Below are 17,546 nucleotides of genomic sequence, written 5' to 3' on the forward strand. Positions count from 1 at the left end.
TTTAATTTTTCTTAGTATAATATATGTTGCCAGCCTTTCGTTTTCGGCGACCTGGATTTATTACTTATTTCTAAAAGAATAAACCCGGCTTTGGTGTGCCGGGCTCGTTTTTAGAAAGCCATATTTCATTCAGGAAGTGATATTATTCCCTTAATTCCAGGTATTTTCTCAAAGTGCTTTCGATTATTAGTTAGAATGAACAAATTATGATATTCCGCTGCACAAGCAATTAGAAGATCTAGGTCACTTACTGTTAAATCTTTCTTTTTAAGTTCTGCACGTCTTTTGCCGAAAACACGTGCTATTGGTTTGGTTATATTAATAATTCTCAAACCTTCTAAAAAGTCCAGTAAAACTATTTCTTTTTGTTCTGGATTTGGACTTCTATAGATTCCATCGTATAACTCAGCAATAGAAATTGAGCTTATTGCTATACCTTCTTTACGGTATTCATCAATAGCTTTTACAATTGATTTTTTACCCCGGAGATAATAAACTGCCCAATCAGTGTCTAACAGATATTTTACCATTACCAATCGACACCAATTCTGTCCGGGTTGTTGTCACGGCTTCTGTAAATATCTTCAATCATTTTTTCTGCATCAATATCGGCCCAACCTCCGGCGGCGCGCTTGGAAGCTTCAATATCATCTTCACTAATCTCATCAGTTTCGAGCATAATACGCAGCTTATAACGATCCATCGGTGAAAGTTTTTTTATCTCATCATAGATTCTTTCAACGGCCATTTACACTCACCCCTTAAAGATTATTTTACCCCAAAAATTGCTTGGGTGGTGATTTATTTTTACTCTTATCAATCGCTTTCAAGCTTAATTTTTAAATATTCATTGTTTCATGCTGCCAGCCTTTCGTTTTCGGCCTGGATTTATTTCAAGGTTTCCTTTTGGTTTGCAATGATATCTTTAAGTTCCTGAATGTTACTATTTTGGTTGGTCAGTTGAGCTTGAAGGTTTAATTTTTCTTCTTTCACAGTCATTAACTCATTGCGTAATTTTTCAACCTGGGTGGCCAAAACCTCCAATCTCTCATTATACTTCTGATGCAATTCATTTATTTTATCTGCGTACTCGTCTTGTAGATTGCGAATTTCCTGGTTATGCCGGTTTTTGATTTCCAATAACTTCGATTCGTGCTCCAGTTTAAGGGTGGCTATCTCTCTTTCATTTGAAATTGTTAGTTTTTCAATTTCCTTCCGGTGATCCTCAGCCTGGGTATGAACCTCAGTTTGCAAATTATTAATCGTATTTGCCTGGGATGCAATTTCTTTTTTGGCTTCCTCGTATTTCTCACCGGTGGCCCGCAGGTTTTCTACCTGGGCCTTGAGGTCCTCGATTTTTTCTTCGTACATGGAAGTGGTTTTAACCGCGACGCGGTTTGCTTCTTCCAGTTCCTCGTTTCGTGCCGCCAGGCTTTCGTTTTCAGTCTGAATTTGTTGCAGGGTTTCCTTTTGGTTTACAATAGTTACTTTTAGTTCACGAATGTTATCGTTCAGGTTAGAAATAATTTCATTGTGCTTCTGCTGGGTTTCCTCCAGTTGGGCTTTAAACTGTTCACGATCATCATCATTTTTTTTGACTCGTTCCACAAATATTTCTTTTGCCCTGGTTAGATGATATTCCAGGTCCTGGAGTTCCTTGGCAGCCCCATGGTCACCTTGAACTATTTGTTGAGCCTTTAAGCTGTTTAAGGCCAGATTTAAAAAATCAGCCCCTTTAAGATTTGAGTCATTTATAAATTCGTCAACTTCTTTTTTGAGTTCCGGGGGCACTTTGGCCCCCCATACTATTGATTTGGATTCTTTCTTTATGTTTTGGTCTTCCATTATGGTTAACTCTCCTTCCGGTACTTGTATTGGGTTAACTACGGTTAACCGGTTAACTTTTATTATTATACTACCACATTCTTGCAAAACAAGCTATAGAGCAAATTTACAATCACAACAAGGGTTAACCGCACAGAGCAACGGTTAACCTCAAAGCCTTATATTTAGGTAGCCAAAACCCGGATGGAGCTATCTTGCCATCCGGGTTTTTCTCAGTCAGCTTAAATTATACTCACAGTTTTTTCAATAACACCACGCTGCCTGCGGTTAACCGGCTTCCCAGGTTCTTCGCTTTGTTCATTATAACTTCCACGCCTGGCCCGCCTGTTAACGGATGATTGCTTGATTTCTTTCAGATCATTCACTATTTCACCTTTGTTGCGGGACAAACGCGGTTCATGTCCCAGGGCCAGGATCACCCGGCGGTTATCTTCGGCAATCTTTTGAAGCAACCCCGCAATATCCCCCGTTTCCCGGTCACTTGCCGAACTTTCCAGCATTTCGTTTAATTGCTCTACGTGTTGCAGCACCTGGCGGTCATTCATGAAGTTAAGCTCCTTGACTTTCTCTACGATCAAACGCAGAGATCTCACACTTGGCCCGGGCAGGTTGCCGTGTTTCTCCAGGTTTTCTTGCGCCGCTGACACCGCCTCGAAAATCATTGTGCGCAGGTGTACAGCCAGATCGGATATGAATCCCTTGACCTGACGCTGGTAGGTCTGTTTTACCTGGTACACAATTTCCTGCTGGGTTTCCAGTTTAACCCTGGTCATGGCCATGTGAGCGTCCATTTCCAGCATGGTAGAAGTAACGGGAATAAAGCTTAAATTTACTTTGAACCGGTATGAATCTGCAATCTCTTCTTTCCTTGGAAAGTGGTTCATTATTCGGCTGGCAAAAGTATCGATGAAATCTTCCGGCACCGGGCAATCCGGATCTTTTTTCAGGGTCCTGTAAACCTCCACGGCAGCTTTCCTGTATTCAACATATGTGCTGAAGCGAATGCTGTCATACCGGTCTAATATTTCATCGTAAACTTTCCGGTACTCCCTTTCTATTTCCGTCAATCCTTTTTTAACTTCGTCGTAAACCTTATATGGCACAAAATGGCCCCAGGCAGTTTGGAAGCTGTGCCCGCGAAGCAACCTGCGTGCCCTGATCTCCAGAGCACTGAGCTTGCGCAAGTAGGATGCCGGTATTAACCTCTTTCTCCCCAGGTTGATGTACTGGGTCAGAAAATCTTTATATTCCGCGCTGTCCGCATCCAGCCCCAGGTCCTCGGCGGAAAGCTGTTTCTCAAACCGTTCGCGGGCTATGTGCAACTCCATCAGCACACCTTCCCTGGCCAATTTTGTTGCAGTAACGTCTATCCGCATTTCTACGTCATCGGAATGTACACCCAGTCTTGACGCGACTTCAGCTCTTTGTTTTTCTATATCTTCTTCCTCACACTCGGTTAACTTTATATTTTCAAGGAGTTCATTAATAGCTTCTTTAGCTTGTGCTTTCTTTTTTTGTGAATCATTGTTTTGCCCGGGCATATTATCACCTCACAAAAATATTAAGGGGGCAATAAAGCCCCCAAGATTCTCACATGGTTCTGCGCTGCCTGCCTTCCTGCTTCTGTAATTTTTTTATATTGCGCTTTTCCGCAAGCTTCTCCCGGTATGCAGGCGGTAATAAATCCAAATCGTTACATTCTTCCAATGCCAACCTGGTCATGACTTCAATGTCCCTGGTTGTCGGACGATATACATCCAGGGCATAACGCAAGTGTTCCATATCCACACTCCGGACGCCTGCGTCCTCGGCCACCTCCGAAGCTTTTAATACGAGAGCCTCAATCTCCGCCCCGGTGTAACCTTCCGTGGCTTCGGCTACCATAACCAGTTCCTGGTCTTTCAGGTTATTTTCAATTTGATACTTTCTTAGCATAACACGGAATATATCCGCCCTCTCACCAGCCTCCGGCGGTAGAACAGGAACTTTTTTGTCGAACCTGCCCGGCCTTTTCAGCGCAGCATCCATTTTATCAGGCCGGTTAGTCAACCCGACAAAAACTACACTACCCCGGTGCCTGGTGTCACTCATGAACTCAAGCAAGCGCTTGAACAGCCTGTTGGAAACTCCCGAGTCCCCGCTATTATCCCTGGATAACCCCGATTGATCTATTTCATCCACGATTACGATAGTGGGGGAAAGCGCTTCTATGCATTGCAGTGCCTTATCCAGGTTCGCCTCCGAGGACCCTACCCACTTGTCCATAATCTTACCCAAGTTCAGCATACAGCAGTTGATACCCGACTCTTTTGCCACCGCCTCCGCAAGAATCGTCTTACCCGTGCCGGCGGGACCGGGTAACAAAATACCCATAGGGCAACGTCTTGAGTTTCCATCCTGCAGCGGCTTTATCACGCTACGGCGAAAGAAATTCTTAATGTGCTCCATCCCGCCGATATGGGAAAAATCTGTTTCGGGTTCGATTATCTGTAGTACCTCTCCAAATTCACTGGCAATAATATCCCTTTTCCTTTCCTTGACTAATTGCGACGTTACCGGCATCCCGTCCACTTCCGCCCGGAGAAAGATGTCTTCCAGGTGCAGGCGTTTCAGGCCGGCGGTAAGCCTAGCCATTTGTGGAACAGTTATACCCTCTAACGGCACTTCTGCATATTTCTCACAAAGACCGGTTATATATGTTTCTCTTGTGGCCGTATCCGGCAGCGGCACTTGGATTGCTTCAATACGACTGCTGGCAGATCTCAACACCGGGTGCACATCGGCAAGGTTCTCTGTAATTAAAAACACCGGAGAACCCAAAGTTATAATTTCACGGTCTACTGCCCACCTTTGCAAAGTAGTCAACACAGTGCGATCCTGTGAAGACATATGCGCCAGATCCGCAGCCGGTGCAAGCATTTCCGCATAATCAACAATTACCGCTGTTCTGGCCTCCGGTCTGCCGTTTTCCCCCGGCCGGGAGAGGCGCAGCGCCGCCTCTATCACAGCCAGGGCTGCCGCCGGTTTCCGAGGTAAAATTTCATCAAAACCGGGCAAGGTTGGTTCAGATTCAGCCATAAACCCTAACTCTTCAAGCAACACTTTGCGGTGGGACGGAATCGGAAAGGTGATACCGGCCGACCGGTTGTAGCATATTATAATATCTCGGCTTGCCACCAGTTTTGATTGCATAAGGTAATCCACCATGGAATTTACACCGTCAGCGGTATCCCTTACATTAAAGTGTAAAATAAAGACGTGAGAAATAACGGCGTTCCACTTTCTGTGGATTTCTGCAATCCAACTACGGTTTGTCATTTACTAAAGGCGGGCGCACTTTCTATGGCGCCCGCCCGCTCACCTCCCTGGGCAAAAGTGAATTTCGGAACGGGCGCTTGAACGCCCATTTCTAACCGCACCATGGGTTATTATTAAGACAAGAAATACAATCCTTTGAATTTCTTTTGCCGCAAACCTCACACATTATTTCTGCAAGCGCCGGTGTCCACCAGGAAGTCTCTGCACTCCCGTCCGGGCGGATAACAATTTCTACTTCGCGATTTTTAATAACGGAGCTTATTTCGGGCACCTGTAACCACCTCCTGTTCTTCCTGGAGGGCTACCGGTTTAAACTTGCGCTTTTCGACAATGCCGAGATCCTTTTCAAAGGAGGCAGTAGCCTTAATACATTCACGTCCTTGATACCCTTGTGCCTCAATATTTACGTTTCCATCAGGACTAACGGTGATAATAATTTCCTTGCCAATCACAATTACACCCCCCTGATACGCATGCGGACGGTGCCGTCAGACATGGTTTCCTCAGTTACTGCAGCACCCAGGATTGCGGCTCTCTTTCTGGCCATCTCCAGGGCATACTGTTGCTTGAGCCTGCCGAAATCAGGACCCAGCACCTTTGCCACATAACCAAGGTACCAATCAGTTGTTAGGCTTAATGTTCCGTCCTCGTTACGGTTAACCGCTACGTCATAAGGGGAGCCCGGGACGGCGATAACCATTTCACCTTTCAATGCCATATTTTTATATCCCCTTGCAGTTGAGTTGCGGGAAATACTGCAACCAAGTTTCTTTGCAGCACATTCAAGAATTTCCATGTTGTTGATGTTAGTCTTTACACGGGACCAATGTGACATTTATTGCCCTCCTCTCAAATATGAAATATAGTCTTGAATAACTTTTTCTCATCATGCTTTCTACCAACACTTACTTAACTTCAATTTGCTCCGGATGTTCATTGCGAGGGTCAAAACCAAAGTATTGCCGGCAGCATTCAGCGCAGTAAGCGTAGCCGGTAATTACCGGCACCGGCCGAAAATCAATTTCAGCGTTACAAACATCGCAAACAAAAAGGTCTTGCGGTATAGGAAAAAACGCAACGTCATTATCGAAGATTATCCTGATACCGTCTTCTGCCGGGCGCCGGTAAATCCAACTTACCTGTTCAAGCATTTATTATGGGCGCGGGTAATCCCTTCCGCGCCCTATTCACCTCCTTGCAGGATATAGAAGCGCGGGAGATGTCCGCGCAAAATTGAACAATCTTTCAATACGACTTTTATACTGTCACTGGATACATTAAAAAAACGGGATAAAAATACCCGTTATGATACTTACAGCAGACACTTGGTGCCTATACGTTCACGCTGCAAACTCTCTTTTCTGTGATTTTTCTATCAGGTCAATTAACCCTTGCGCTACTTTTTGTACGGCTTCGCCCCAGCGGATCACCTTCTCGGGATTCCCGGCCCAACTTGCCACGTAGTCGAAAGCCAGTGAACCGGAATCAACGCCGAAGTACGTGCAAGCTATAAAGGCAGCTCCCTCGGCCACTATTTCACCCTTGATATATTCCTCATCGGCCCTGCTTTTACTCAACTTTTGTTCACCAATTTCATGGGCTATGTGGTGAGCTATCTCGTGCAGAAGGACAGCAACTTTCTCGTCTCCTTCAAGCCCGCTGGATAGAACTATACGACGTTCTTTCGGCGCGTAATAACCTTTAGCAGCGCCGGTTATATCGTCAAAAACAACCGGTACCGGACAGGCATCCACGGCACATTTGAACAGGTTTTGGCCTACCCTGGTGTCGGCGAGTTTCTTTTCGATTGGCAGAGGCTTTCCTTCGGTTTGCGTTACGTCAAAGACGGTAACAACCTGAAACCCGGCCAGACGCACCTCTTCGGTTTCCACGCCGGTTTCCTGGTCCACCACTGTCTTTTTATAGGTCTTGGGCGCGAGAATTTTTATGCCCTTTTCACCTTTTTTAACCCTGCGACCAGCCTTGTTCCACGTCTTGATACCCGCAACCAGGCTTGCTTGCGGTTTTTGCGTCCAAATTAACAGTATATTTCCAAAGCTGTACCGGTGGAACATGGACCAGAATCTGGCCAGTTCTTTCAACCGACCGCTGGTGAATGCTTCCTGTACGCCTTCTTTCAACGTGTTATATAACTCACGAACTTTATCACTGGGATTATTTTTCAGTTTATTTCCCATTTTAGGCGGGGCAGGCCACCGGCCCGCCCCATTCCCTCCTTCCTGGAAATGGTTTGGGCCGATTTTTCATGCACCTAAATGCTTTGCGCAAGCAGCTGCCACTTTCGAAGCGAATTCAAGACCCTGGAATGTTTTCCCCAAGTAAATCAGCTTACTTTCAATTAACGTTTCCCGACCTATTTCTCTCGGTGCCATAGCATTAATATGGATATAATGCCCTTCGTTACTGCCTGTAACCGGGTAACAGGCAATCCATGCATATACAGGGAATGACGCATTTTTGTCAACTCCCAAGAATACATCAAAATACTCATCCGGAAGAAGACCCTCTTCTTTAAGCCTCTTTCGCAAATCGGTAAAAATTTCACCGATTGTTCGGTTGCCTGTGTATTTCAAATAACCCGGCTTTTCCGGATGTGGTTCCCATTTTTCAATTTCAATCGGTTCCACCTTGTTTTCTTCGTTGCCACCTAAAATGGCGTATCTTGCATATACTGTCATATTAGAGGGGGCGGCCGCCGGCACCGCCCCCTTCCCCCCCCCTTTCGGAAATTGGACGGGCCTGACCGCCGGTTTTCGCACTAAACTATTTTAGTAACTTCTCCTGCAGTGCAACATGCAACTTGCTTACTGGCAGCGACTTTATAGAGCCATTATTAATGTCAACAGCCATAACCAGATACATGCTATCAAGTGCTTTTACCATGTATTTCGAGCCCTCATATTGCACAATCGCCCCAATTAAGCTTTTTCGAGCAAACAATGTTGGATTGTGCAATGTCTGGCGCACTTGCCTTTCTACATCATGTCGTATTTGTTTCGCAGCTCCGCGCCCACTGTAGGGGTCCCCCAGGGAACGGTAACAATTATCCGGTTCATCGCTAAACTTCCAATAACCCCATTTAAAAATTGTCCCCGGGTAACGACGAGCCTCCATCAGAACATCTACTGAGTGACCGTTAATTGAGATAGTCTCGCTTGTTGCCATAACTCGCTCGGGCGAAACCGCCCCATCCCTCCTTTTCCATGGAATCAATGGGATAGCCTTGTCCTGGTCAATAGACTTTACGCGGATTTCGCCAAATCGAGCAGCTTTTCGGTTACTTCAGGCGGCTGCCACTCTCTGATTGACTTGCAAGCCGTTTGAAGTCGTTTAACAACCAGCAAATCAATTTCTTCGGGTGACTGCAACCGTTGCTGAGCCAATAACGCGCGGTTTTTATCCAGATACTCAGCCTTGGCCCAACCCCTTTCAATGTCGCATACGCTCCAACGTGCCACTTCCGGATACAAAACCTCCAAAACCGACCAATCGCAATCCTCCTCAAATCGGAAGACCGTAATACGGTTAAATTGATCGCCAAATTGCTTAACCCAGCTGGTATCCCAGACAAGAATTCCGTCAGCGGCAAACCTGGCTAACTCTTTCGGCACCTCGTTTGCTGATGCCACTAAAATATATCCTGCGTGCCCGGAGCAATCAAACCACCAGGCCGGGCCAGGCAGTTCTGGCACCCGGACTTTGCGCTGGCTGTTCACTTCCCCCCACTCGGAAGCAACCGATCGTGCCCATTTCTCTGCATCCCGGGGGAAAATCTCTCCGTTGTCAAAAAATCGCAAGGTTAAATAACGTTTTCTTCCCCGACGATCATAATGACAGACATTAAGCTTTTGCATGACATACGGGGCAGGCCACCGGCCCGCCCCAATCCCTCCTTTCCAGAATTGGTTCGGACCGGCAGACCGTTCCGTTTAGCTTACTTTAAGATCATTATTGCACTCACTTTTGTCCAGTTTTTCAGGCATAAAAAGAACATCAATCTTTTCTTGCAATGTTTCCTTTGCCTTCTCATATTTTTGCAATTCACTCTCATACTTTACAAAACTGGGGTCAATTTGCCTCATCAGATCAAACAAATTCATGTTTACGGGGCAGCCGCCGGCACCGCCCCATCTTCACCTCCTCTTTTATGAATGACAGGGCGGTCCGGCCCGCCGGGTAAACTATATGTTTGTCGAATTAACCTGCCAACCTGACATTAAAGGCAATCAAACCTTTATTTCCTCTGCGATATTTTGCTTCAACTTGCCGGTGCAGAGAATTGCGCAATATCTGACCGACACCGTTTTTTGCATAAACGGCTACTTTGCCTTCCGGGCCTTCGCACCAGGCTCTGACCGTACCAGGCGACTTTCCGTCCCGGACTTCCAGAATCGTAAATGTTCCGGTTTCCAGACCATCCTCGTTGTCTTGCGTTTGAGAATTCTCTGTACCCGCGTCTGTAGTATTGTCGGTTGAAACTGCAGGTGCTTTGCTAGCTTGCGCTGATTGTCCGTTTGAATCGGATTTATCCGAACCAATCCCAAGTGCTCGGGCAATTTCATCCTTCAGTCCGGATGTATCCCGGCCGGCCTGCGCTTTTGCGGAAAGCAAGTTCACGGCAGCCACAAGGCCGCTATGTGCACTTCTTTCCCTTTCCAGCGCCGCTTCAGCCAGCGCCAGGTTGGCCCTTGCATCTTGGAGTTTTTGTTGAAGACGCTGATACTCAGCGTCCCTGCGCAACCGCATAGCTGTTTCAGCCCTGCGCACGTCCTCGTTTGGAAAAGCCGGACCGCTTCTCCCTCTTTCAACTGCAACCTGGCCGGCTACCAATACTTCCTTTTGTTTTACCGCATCCAGAGAGTCATATAAAGCCTGCCGCGCTACATGCACCTGGATCACCGCATCCTCAATCTCACTGTTGATTAACTTTTTAATAATTTCTTTCATTTGCCGGCGGACACCGGGAAAGGTGACCGCACTCACCTCCTTAAAAATTATTAGGGCAAAGATATTAAACTTAATCCTTGCCTTTCTTCCGCAAATTGTTATACATTGACACTTTCCGGTTGGCTGTGTTATTATCGAAACAACAGCCAGCCCCTTTAAGGGTGGGGGTGTGGTGGTTTTTGTTTAGGGATTCTTGCTTAAAGTTCGGAAATTAATCCGAACTTTTTTTCTTGTTTACATAAAGGGCGGTTATAAGCTTGGCTATTGCAGTTAAAAGTGCGAGCAATGCAGTAATTAATTCAACGAGCTTAACAGAGAACAATAGCTCACCCCCCTCCATGCCCACCAACACCCCCACGAACGGCGGACAGGAGAAGGATTTAAAACGGGATAACCACCAACCCAAAAATAAAAGACGGGTGATACAAACCCGTCTTACTCACATAAAAATAAAAAGCGACCCCTATGCTTTTAAAAAAATGGCATAGTAAGCCGCTTGCTGATTTGAACGTTAAATCTCTACCGCGAAGACCGAAGCAGTCGAAATAACTTTCTGCCATAAAGGCAATGCTTAACAAAACTCCATGGCTGAATTCAACCCGGGACGGTAATCGTTTCGGCCTCCGTCGGGACCGGTCCGTCGTGTACTGCAGGTTCTTATCTGCAATACCACGGAACCCTGGCTTAATGATGCCAGACTCACCGTTTAAGAACACGGTTAAACGGTACACCGGTTAACATTGAACCGGACATGCCACTGATACAGTGGTAAAAGGAAAAGGTTAACAACAACCTTAAAGTGAAAATATCACAATTATTTAAGATCGTCAAGATGTATGAATGATTTTTGTTTTTAAATCAACCAAACATAACCTATCCCTTTTTCGCTAAACATTATCACTCTTTTCTTTGTAGCAGGAGTCACGTATTGGTGGATTAAGATATTTCGTAGTTATGGACGCCCCGTAAAGTTAGGTTTTCTGTGCTACGTTATATTTACCGGGGTCAATCGCGGCTTTGGTCAAAAAAATTAGGAATAATTATGTTGCTTTCTCATATTATGAACAGTATAAGGCATCGTGGCGTCACTTTGCCATCTCAAAAAGGAGGTGGCAAATAATTGCATATCAAGATAATTATACACGCCATATCACTATTCCTTATTCATATTAACATTATTTGGTTAAAAGATTAGAAATAACATTAAAGATGGGTGTTAAGCCCATCTTAACAACCAGAATATCAAAATAAAATAAAGATTTTTCAGGCTTGCTAAAGAGGCAGGTTTTTTTAATTTTATTAAGAAAATAAAAAAGCCCCGCAATTTTTCAGGGCTTTAATCTAATTAATTCATTGCCAATCTATTGTTAAGTGCATTTTTAATTACTTTTGCAATAAAAGGGTTGAAATTTCTAAAAGTCGTTCTTGATTTAAATTTATTAAATCCCACCTGCTTGGCAAGCTTTGCTATGCACTCATCTGCAAACGAATTAGATAATACAGTAACACCCTCAAAATCAAGAATAATAATGTCGTTTGTGTTAATCAATATGTTGTGCAACTTTTCTCTAGCCTCAACTCCTAAAACTCTGGTTCCGAGGGACATGCCAATCTCACCAAATTTAAAAATCATTCTTATCGTTCCCTCCTTTCACCACAAATCCTCTTCTTCGCTTATATAGTTATCAATGGTCACAGGAATGCTTTCTTCCCAAATGTCATTATGATTGATGCTATGCTTTTTGTTATAGCTTAAGTATACCATAGTTCCTTGAAAATAGGGAGTCTCTACAGAACTTATGTTTCCATTTTCTATGATTAATTGTGCAGGTCCTGAATAAATAGACATTATACCATTATTTGCCATAATTATTTTGCTGGCATAGTATAACCCTGCCCCGGCTCCTTCCTTATTTGTGGTTACTCCCTTTTTGATAGCATGTTCAAGTGCTTCAGTATAGCTCAATTTTTCCCATTTTGAATGTATGTTAGAAGCAATGCCAACCCCACAATCACAAATAGCTATATCTACTCGATCATAATAATTTTGAACCATTACATATCCACCTATTATTGAATGGGCATGAATTATAATATTATCAAGCACTTCATTAAGCGACCAATCTATTCCCCATAACACTGTTTGGTCTATATCGGTAAATTGGGTATTAAGGACATCAATTATTTTATTAACGACTTCAAATGTATTTTTTCTGTTTGTTTGGCATACTTCAACAAACCGCCCAGAGCCATCCCATCTAGTAAATTCCTCCGGCTCGTTAATCCCAACCATTTTGTAAAAATCAATGCGGCACATATAATTATGTACATCTTTTTTGTTAGGTGGTATGTAATAATAATCTTTTTCATTTATTACTCCAAGTGCCTCCAAATAATTAGCAAAACAACCAACCATCAACAGTACATGTGGTTTTGCAAAACTTAAGTTGGAAAAATCTAAAACGAGTCCTTTTCTTTGGGATGGGTTGCGAAAATGTGGACTGAATTGCTCAACAAGGTACCTCAGTTCAGTATGATCCCACTCAAGAACGTTAATTGTTAAACTCAACTTGATCACCTAATTATTTTTTCACCGTGCGTTTAGATTTTCCTTCTTTGTTTAGCACCTTAAATTATAATGTTTCCAATTTTTCTTAATCCCACACACGTTCTAAAATCCATTGCCCATAATTTTTTACTAAATCGCACACCATCCCCTGCCGGGTCTCGCATCGGTAGCGGGGTATTAGGTCACGCCAGGGCTCCCACCGGGAGGGCATCGTCTGTTTTACTATACAACCGGTCACCTGATACCAGCAATTGCGCCAGCGAAAAGCTATGGGCAAGCCATTTTGGATTTGGACCTCAATTGTTTGACAATATAGTTTTGACATAAAGCACCACCCAGAAATATTTTATCAAACGTTTGTTTGGATTAAAAGAAAAAAATATCTCCCGGCACAAGTTTGGGGAGAACAAATTTAGAAATCATATACTTTTGAACCTCCGGCACGAGGGGCACGAGGCCGGAGGCTTCCCAGGTCACAGGTCGATGCCCTGCTTGAAATAGCAAGGTCTAACACAGCCTTGCCGGGCTATACAAGGAGCTTAAGCCGCCCGGCGGCCTGGTCCCTCATAATAGATTTAAACACTTTTGCAAATCCTTTTCCTGTAATTCATCGTAGTTTACCCATAAACCCTCACCCGCTTCAGGCTTTTCGCCATTCAAGGCAATAATTATCATAGGTTCATTACTCCTACTACCGGGAGGGTACAAAACAACTCTAAACTTACTGCTATTTGGAAATACGGCAATACCTTGATTAAAATCTGCCCCGGCCTCAACCAGCCGGGCGGCCAGCCAGCCTAGCGCCGACCGCCCCAGGTATTCTTTTTTGTTGCGTGGAACATTATAGTTTACGGGTACCCACAATGGATCATGGCCCTTAAACCAGCACCTACGCACATACCCGGCGCCCCTCAGTATTCTGAGGGAGCGCCTGAAGTGCTTGGGAGAAACTAAACTGATCGCCTTTTCGGGAGCGCCGGCACATGTTTCAAGGAACCGTAAAACCCTGTCCGCCCTAGAAGAAACAATAATTCCCGTTTCAACCGGTTTGGGGTCGCAAATCACACTCATAAAGCCATGCCTCCTTAACGGAACCCGCCACTAATAGGCATTATGCCAAGTCTCAATTTTTTGCTGCTCGCATCAAACTTTTTAACCTGGCATGTTACAGCATCACCTCGTTTTAACTGCCCTCTTAGCGGCAACGGCGCAATCCCTGTAACACCCGGCATAACCTCAATGAAAATCTGCCTGTCTGTAATTTTTGCCACCCAACCATATACCTTATCACCCCGCAGGTAATTTACCGATTCCCACGGATCGGGCTCAGCTTCGACCAGAGAAACATTAATTTTACAGGATTGTTTGTTAACCTCGCTCACCTTCGCTTTAACAAGCTGCCCTTCCCGAAAAATATCCATCAACCGTCTTGCCTGTGACCTGGTAGCTTTTCTCCTGGATACCTCCACAATGTACCCGCCGCCAATATCAATACACAAGGCCCTGGGTAATATAACCCTTACCACGGCATCTATAACCTGACCTTTCTGTAATGTCTCAAATAATTTTTCCTGCACATCTGCCAGAGCCTCCCGGCAGCTGCACGCCACCAGCCCGGCCTGCCGGTCCATGCCCTTTACTTTAACCGGTATATCCTGGCCCACCATTCTAGGCATCATTGCCACATCGACAAGGCCGCTTTCCGAAGCCGGCACCATACCCTGGATACCATCACCCATGTCCAATATCCATGTGGCGATGTCATTATGGCGCCAGGTAATCCTGCTAATCCTTGCTTCCAAGATCTGCTCCCGCTTAAATGCAATGTGTAATTGCTCCCATCTATCTGCCAAAGGAGCGTATCCCAGGGGCTTTAAATTCATAACAGCACTTCCTTTCGTTAAAATTCTTACCCAAACAACTTTGCTAACGTTCTATAAATTTCAAGGTTATCACCGTTAAAGATAAAAGGACTAAGCTCAAAATATCCAACTGCCGCTATGACTAACAGAGATGCAATCTCAATCAACGGCTCAACCGGGGATTTACCCGTGTAAAACCTCCCCCGGAACCGTCTACCGGTCCAATATTCTACTTTATCAACAAACCTATTCCAGTTTAGCCATGAAGCCTTAGTACCCGGAAAAGCCTTATCCCCATGTCGTAAATTCCTTAACTTTAATCTCGGTAACCATACCCTGAATGGCCTTACCCCTGACCTTGTCATGCCATCCAGAACCAGATGACTCAAGCATGCTAAAACTCCTGCTGCAATCAACACCGGTTCGCCAGTTAATATCCATGCAATATACCCCAAAAAAAAGCCGGCAGCTGCACAAAACCAAAACGTGTGCGTCAGTGAATCCCTGTGATGACTCCTTTCCTCCAACCACACGGCCACGGGCCGCAGCCACCTTCCCGCCATTGAACCTGGATGGTCCACATCGGATATAATTCCTCCCAACCCACCCACCACGCCTCCGGCAACCAGCTCAGCCGGACCGCCCACCAGAGAGCCGGCCATGACCCCAAGGGCCGCCCCGGCAATTAAATGTGTCGAACCTCTCAAAATTTATCACCACCCCCGTAAAATACTAACCGGGAGCCTTATGCCCCCGGCCGGAAAAGATCCATCACCGGATTATCATCCTCCTGGCCACTCCCGGAATTACCCCGCCGGGACTCATCCTGCAAATTATTTTCGCCATCCTGACTCTGCCGGAATAACTCTCCCACATCAAAGCCACCACCTGACCCGTTCAGACCGCCGCTCCGGCCCGGCCTCTGAGACTCCCCTCCCTCATCCTCATTCGGAATCACCGGAACGGATACGGCCAGCGACCGGGCCGGTATCTGTTCAGGGATCGGTACTATGCCTGCCTCTTTAATCAGCCTGGCTTGTGGCAAGTCCACCCACCCCACCTTTCTCAAAAACATAGGCCTGCACCACTGTACCAGCGCTATGCAGTCCAAGGGGTCCATACCGGTTATTTCCCCGGGCTCCATCAGTGCCCGGCGACTAATAGACATGGATTTCTTGGGCAGTTCAAAGTAATGCTTTACCGGTATGGTCATATCCCGGCGCTCGGATATCGTCTCCACCGCCGCATGTCCCAGAAGCTGCGAGAAGAATCTGGCCGTCTCGATATCCCCCGGCGCGGTACCCAGGAGAAATAAAGTTGGGCAGTTGCTCAGAATATTTTTGGCCTCCTGTGCGCCATATACATCAGTTAACTGGCTCTTACCCTGGAGAATGAACTGTATGTGAATACCCAGGCTCCGTGCGGTGGATATTATCTCACTAAAACCCGGTATGGCCCCGATGTTGGCGAACTCGTCCAACACAAAGCGCACCGGTACCGGGAGTTTACCCTCGTTTCCCGCCGCCAACTCATACAGCCGCTTGAATAAAAACATATAAAACGTGCTGAGGATAGGCTTTAAAACCCGCCCGTCACCGTTCACCGGCAAAACACAAAACAGGGCTGTCTTTTTCCGGCCAATATTGGCCAGGGTTAATTCAGGCTCAGACATCAACGCCGCCAGCGGTTCAGTGGTCAGTATTCTGAGCTTGGCGGAAAGACCGCTCACCGCGTTGTCAAAATTGGCACTGGCAGCGCCACGCCACCGCTCGTATATGGTCGGAGTCAGCCTCCCCTCCTCGTACGCCCGTCGAAACCTTTCGTCCAACGCATCCACAGACCATGCCGTCAAACTCATGGCCGCCCGCAGGTGCCGTTGCTCATCGGGGAAATCTGCCTGCAACAGCCCCGCCAGGGTTTCCAAAAGTTGAACTTCCTTGGCCACGAAATAGCCGCTGCCGTCCCGTGCCGCATTGTTCACAAAACAAGCTGCCATCTCAGCAGTCTCCGAGTCGTTCCTGCACTCGGCAACCGGGTTCCAGCGGTGGCTATGCCTGGGTGAAATCAAGTTAAAAATACGCACTTCGTAGCCGAGAGACTCAAGCCAAGGCGCCAGTGTTGCCGCAAGTTCGCCTTTGGGGTCTGTAACAACAACGCTCTGGCCATCCATCACTGCCGAGATGATGTTATTAATAACATAGCTATACGTCTTTCCAGAGCCGGTACCGCCAAACACCGCAACGTGCCCGGCCAGGCCGGGCTTTCCCTTTGGCGCCTTCCCAGGAATAACCCGGACCACCCGGCCCCGGAGCCTCCCCAGCACTATACCGCCCGGGTAAACACCCTGCTCGCGCGGTGGCCCGAACTCACACATGGGCGCCACATCGGCTTCCGAAGCCCACCGGTTAGTGCCTTTGGCCGCATTTCTGACAACCTTGAGACCGTGTACCCTGTCCGGGCTGTTTTCTTTGCTCCTGCCGTCCCGCGTATTAACCACACCCAATGCTGCCCCCAGTACTGCTCCTGCAACCAAGCCCACCCTGGCGGCCAGGTTTTCCGGGTTAGCCAGGCTGTCCAGGGTAAACCAGCTTGCCGGTACCAAGCCCTGCGGGTTTTTCAACAGTATTTCAGCCATTTGACCAAAGGCGTAAGCCATACCCACACCCAGCACCGGTACACAAAAGACCGAAGCCAGAGCCTTATCATTTTTTCGGTTAAAAAAGTAAAGGCCACCGGCAAACACTACCAGGGCCGCCCCCAGGGGATAAAAGTACCCCAGGGTTAATAAAAACAGCAAGCCGGCCAGGCCGCCGGCTATGATAACTTTTTTTCGGTTAATCATTATCACACCTCCGTTTTCTCGTTGGCCTCGTCCATGGGGCCTTGCCCTGCCGGGTTTGCAGGCCATGGTCTCCCACTCCAGGTCACCGGGCAACCTGGTTTCCCCGGCATCTCGGAATCCCGGATCTGTTTTCCCCGGGGCG

21 protein-coding genes are annotated in these 17,546 nt (G+C 46.5%); 1 reads left to right on the forward strand and 20 read right to left on the reverse strand.

Features of this window, described 5'->3' with window-relative positions:
- Window positions 1-125: 125 nt before the first annotated feature.
- The 14 genes from BM299_RS13995 to BM299_RS14055 form a co-directional block, all read right to left on the reverse strand.
- On the reverse strand, window positions 126-530 hold the full coding sequence (locus BM299_RS13995; protein WP_092485589.1) for a type II toxin-antitoxin system VapC family toxin: 405 nt from the start codon (window positions 528-530) through the stop codon (window positions 126-128).
- A complete protein-coding gene (locus BM299_RS14000) occupies window positions 530-748 on the reverse strand; it encodes a hypothetical protein (RefSeq protein WP_092485592.1) in 219 nt (72 codons plus the stop codon). Before BM299_RS14000 ends, BM299_RS13995 begins: the two co-directional genes overlap by 1 nt.
- Window positions 749-888: 140 nt before the next feature.
- Window positions 889-1,845, reverse strand: a complete 957-nt coding sequence (locus BM299_RS14005; protein ID WP_092485595.1) for a hypothetical protein — start codon at window positions 1,843-1,845, stop codon at window positions 889-891.
- Between the two features lie 221 nt (window positions 1,846-2,066).
- Complete coding sequence (locus BM299_RS14010) at window positions 2,067-3,386, reverse strand: DUF3150 domain-containing protein (RefSeq protein ID WP_092485598.1); 1,320 nt, start codon at window positions 3,384-3,386, stop codon at window positions 2,067-2,069.
- Between the two features lie 49 nt (window positions 3,387-3,435).
- Window positions 3,436-5,037 carry an ATP-binding protein gene (locus BM299_RS14015; RefSeq protein ID WP_165608341.1) on the reverse strand — a complete coding sequence of 534 codons (1,602 nt, stop codon included), beginning with the start codon at window positions 5,035-5,037 and terminating at the stop codon, window positions 3,436-3,438.
- Between the two features lie 371 nt (window positions 5,038-5,408).
- On the reverse strand, window positions 5,409-5,615 hold the full coding sequence (locus BM299_RS14020; protein ID WP_207545194.1) for a DUF2997 domain-containing protein: 207 nt from the start codon (window positions 5,613-5,615) through the stop codon (window positions 5,409-5,411).
- A 2-nt stretch (window positions 5,616-5,617) separates the two neighbouring features.
- On the reverse strand, window positions 5,618-5,998 hold the full coding sequence (locus BM299_RS14025) for a DUF1257 domain-containing protein (protein WP_092485604.1): 381 nt from the start codon (window positions 5,996-5,998) through the stop codon (window positions 5,618-5,620).
- A gap of 70 nt (window positions 5,999-6,068) precedes the next feature.
- On the reverse strand, window positions 6,069-6,314 hold the full coding sequence (locus BM299_RS14030) for a hypothetical protein (protein WP_092485607.1): 246 nt from the start codon (window positions 6,312-6,314) through the stop codon (window positions 6,069-6,071).
- Between the two features lie 189 nt (window positions 6,315-6,503).
- Window positions 6,504-7,361, reverse strand: a complete 858-nt coding sequence (locus tag BM299_RS14035; RefSeq protein ID WP_092485610.1) for an ArdC-like ssDNA-binding domain-containing protein — start codon at window positions 7,359-7,361, stop codon at window positions 6,504-6,506.
- 66 nt (window positions 7,362-7,427) lie between these two features.
- Entirely contained in the window at window positions 7,428-7,886 is a 459-nt protein-coding gene (locus BM299_RS14040) for a hypothetical protein (protein ID WP_092485613.1), read from the reverse strand.
- Between the two features lie 61 nt (window positions 7,887-7,947).
- On the reverse strand, window positions 7,948-8,397 hold the full coding sequence (locus tag BM299_RS14045; RefSeq protein WP_131820655.1) for a hypothetical protein: 450 nt from the start codon (window positions 8,395-8,397) through the stop codon (window positions 7,948-7,950).
- Between the two features lie 29 nt (window positions 8,398-8,426).
- Window positions 8,427-8,900 (reverse strand): hypothetical protein, encoded by a 474-nt coding sequence (locus BM299_RS14050; protein ID WP_131820656.1) that lies wholly within the window; start codon window positions 8,898-8,900, stop codon window positions 8,427-8,429.
- 213 nt (window positions 8,901-9,113) lie between these two features.
- Window positions 9,114-9,284 (reverse strand): hypothetical protein, encoded by a 171-nt coding sequence (locus BM299_RS19450; protein ID WP_165608342.1) that lies wholly within the window; start codon window positions 9,282-9,284, stop codon window positions 9,114-9,116.
- Window positions 9,285-9,381: 97 nt separating this feature from the next.
- Window positions 9,382-10,131 (reverse strand): hypothetical protein, encoded by a 750-nt coding sequence (locus BM299_RS14055; protein ID WP_092485622.1) that lies wholly within the window; start codon window positions 10,129-10,131, stop codon window positions 9,382-9,384.
- Between the two features lie 257 nt (window positions 10,132-10,388).
- Here BM299_RS14055 and BM299_RS19105 point away from each other — a divergent pair, with 257 nt between their 5' ends.
- A complete protein-coding gene (locus BM299_RS19105; protein ID WP_131820657.1) occupies window positions 10,389-10,619 on the forward strand; it encodes a hypothetical protein in 231 nt (76 codons plus the stop codon).
- Between the two features lie 857 nt (window positions 10,620-11,476).
- Here BM299_RS19105 and BM299_RS14060 read toward each other — a convergent pair.
- The 6 genes from BM299_RS14060 to BM299_RS14085 form a co-directional block, all read right to left on the reverse strand.
- Window positions 11,477-11,764, reverse strand: a complete 288-nt coding sequence (locus tag BM299_RS14060) for an STAS-like domain-containing protein (protein WP_092485625.1) — start codon at window positions 11,762-11,764, stop codon at window positions 11,477-11,479.
- A gap of 18 nt (window positions 11,765-11,782) precedes the next feature.
- Window positions 11,783-12,700 carry an ATP-binding protein gene (locus BM299_RS14065; RefSeq protein ID WP_092485627.1) on the reverse strand — a complete coding sequence of 306 codons (918 nt, stop codon included), beginning with the start codon at window positions 12,698-12,700 and terminating at the stop codon, window positions 11,783-11,785.
- Between the two features lie 564 nt (window positions 12,701-13,264).
- The gene (locus BM299_RS14070) at window positions 13,265-13,771 is read right to left on the reverse strand and encodes a hypothetical protein (RefSeq protein ID WP_092485629.1); all 507 of its coding nucleotides are present in this window, start codon (window positions 13,769-13,771) and stop codon (window positions 13,265-13,267) included.
- Between the two features lie 14 nt (window positions 13,772-13,785).
- A complete protein-coding gene (locus BM299_RS14075) occupies window positions 13,786-14,583 on the reverse strand; it encodes a hypothetical protein (protein ID WP_092485631.1) in 798 nt (265 codons plus the stop codon).
- Window positions 14,584-14,609: 26 nt separating this feature from the next.
- Window positions 14,610-15,269, reverse strand: a complete 660-nt coding sequence (locus tag BM299_RS14080; RefSeq protein ID WP_092485634.1) for a metal-dependent hydrolase — start codon at window positions 15,267-15,269, stop codon at window positions 14,610-14,612.
- A gap of 38 nt (window positions 15,270-15,307) precedes the next feature.
- Window positions 15,308-17,404, reverse strand: coding sequence for a VirD4-like conjugal transfer protein, CD1115 family (locus BM299_RS14085; protein ID WP_165608343.1), 2,097 nt, complete (start codon window positions 17,402-17,404; stop codon window positions 15,308-15,310).
- Window positions 17,405-17,546 lie beyond the last annotated feature (142 nt).

The organism is Desulfoscipio geothermicus DSM 3669, assembly GCF_900115975.1.
Lineage (GTDB): Bacteria > Bacillota > Desulfotomaculia > Desulfotomaculales > Desulfallaceae > Desulfoscipio > Desulfoscipio geothermicus.

Coding starts and splice junctions, on each gene's coding strand:
- BM299_RS13995 (WP_092485589.1), bottom strand. CDS start 530: ATGGTAAAATATCTGTTAGACACTGATTGGGCAGTTTATTATCTCCGG.
- BM299_RS14000 (WP_092485592.1), bottom strand. CDS start 748: ATGGCCGTTGAAAGAATCTATGATGAGATAAAAAAACTTTCACCGATG.
- BM299_RS14005 (WP_092485595.1), bottom strand. CDS start 1,845: ATGGAAGACCAAAACATAAAGAAAGAATCCAAATCAATAGTATGGGGG.
- BM299_RS14010 (WP_092485598.1), bottom strand. CDS start 3,386: ATGCCCGGGCAAAACAATGATTCACAAAAAAAGAAAGCACAAGCTAAA.
- BM299_RS14015 (WP_165608341.1), bottom strand. CDS start 5,037: ATGCAATCAAAACTGGTGGCAAGCCGAGATATTATAATATGCTACAAC.
- BM299_RS14025 (WP_092485604.1), bottom strand. CDS start 5,998: ATGTCACATTGGTCCCGTGTAAAGACTAACATCAACAACATGGAAATT.
- BM299_RS14030 (WP_092485607.1), bottom strand. CDS start 6,314: ATGCTTGAACAGGTAAGTTGGATTTACCGGCGCCCGGCAGAAGACGGT.
- BM299_RS14035 (WP_092485610.1), bottom strand. CDS start 7,361: ATGGGAAATAAACTGAAAAATAATCCCAGTGATAAAGTTCGTGAGTTA.
- BM299_RS19450 (WP_165608342.1), bottom strand. CDS start 9,284: ATGAATTTGTTTGATCTGATGAGGCAAATTGACCCCAGTTTTGTAAAG.
- BM299_RS14055 (WP_092485622.1), bottom strand. CDS start 10,131: ATGAAAGAAATTATTAAAAAGTTAATCAACAGTGAGATTGAGGATGCG.
- BM299_RS14060 (WP_092485625.1), bottom strand. CDS start 11,764: ATGATTTTTAAATTTGGTGAGATTGGCATGTCCCTCGGAACCAGAGTT.
- BM299_RS14070 (WP_092485629.1), bottom strand. CDS start 13,771: ATGAGTGTGATTTGCGACCCCAAACCGGTTGAAACGGGAATTATTGTT.
- BM299_RS14075 (WP_092485631.1), bottom strand. CDS start 14,583: ATGAATTTAAAGCCCCTGGGATACGCTCCTTTGGCAGATAGATGGGAG.
- BM299_RS14085 (WP_165608343.1), bottom strand. CDS start 17,404: ATGATTAACCGAAAAAAAGTTATCATAGCCGGCGGCCTGGCCGGCTTG.